This is a genomic window from Moorena sp. SIO3B2, from assembly GCF_010692525.1.
In the GTDB taxonomy this organism is placed as follows: domain Bacteria; phylum Cyanobacteriota; class Cyanobacteriia; order Cyanobacteriales; family Coleofasciculaceae; genus Moorena; species Moorena producens.
The window spans coordinates 1-1,029 of the sequence record NZ_JAAHHE010001000.1; the positions used below are offsets into that span (position 1 = coordinate 1).

Genomic DNA, 1,029 nt, shown 5'->3' on the forward strand with positions numbered 1-1,029 from the left:
AGAATGAAGAATTTAGAATTTAGAATTTAGAATTTAGAATTTAGATCCTGTAGGGTGGGCAAAAGGTGAGCACAGATCAGCTGTAGGGAAAACTCTAGGAATTTTGCCCACCAAAAAGTCAGATCTGTAGGGTGGGCAAAAGGTGAGCACAGATCAGCTGTAGGGAAAACTCTAGGAATTTTGCCCACCAAAAAGTCAGATCCTGTAGGGTGGGCAAGGTAATTGGTCAACTTAAGGGATCCAAGCAATTTATTTCCCCTTGCCCACCCTACAAAACTAGCTAAGGCTAAAAATTCATTCTAAATTCTTCATTCTTCATTCTAAATTCTTCATTAGTTAATCCTGGTGGGCAAGGTAATTGGTCAACTTAAGGGATCCAAGCAATTTATTTCCCCTTGCCCACCCTACAAAACTACAAAACTAAATTATTCATTCTTCATTCTAAATTCTTCATTAGTTAATCCTGGTGGGCAAGGGGATTGGTCAACTTAAGGGCTCTAACCAATTTATTTCCCCTTGCCCACCCTACAAAACTAAAAATTCATTCTAAATTCTTCATTCTTAATTCTTAATTCTAAATTCTAAATTATTCATTTTTATATTTATACATTTATTGATAAAGTAAACTAAAAGTAAATTCTTAAATTAGATCTGCTCCTCAAGAATGACAAAAAAAGATATACAAGAAAGAACGCTAAAGTTTAGCGTAAGAATAGTCAATCTCTGTAAATTTCTGAGACAAAATGGTGGAACTGGATATGATTTAAGCAAACAATTAATCCGCTCTGGAACAAGTATTGGAGCAAATGTTGAGGAAGCACAAAATGCAGAAAGTAAACGAGACTTTATTCATAAAATGAGTATATCCCTCAAGGAAGCTAGAGAGACCAATTATTGGTTGAAAATCTTAATCGCCACCGAGAAAAACCTAGAACCAAGATTGCTGTCTTTACTCAATGAATCCAACGAATTAATTTCTATTATTCATGCAATTATTAAAAACACTAAGGCTCAAAACTAATTCTATAG

1 protein-coding gene is annotated in these 1,029 nt (G+C 34.4%); it reads left to right on the top strand.

Annotated features, from left to right (window positions below):
• Nucleotides 1-664 precede the first annotated feature (664 nt).
• Nucleotides 665-1,021, top strand: a complete 357-nt coding sequence (locus F6K38_RS43040) for a four helix bundle protein (RefSeq protein WP_287256594.1) — start codon at nt 665-667, stop codon at nt 1,019-1,021.
• Nucleotides 1,022-1,029: the final 8 nt, after the last annotated feature.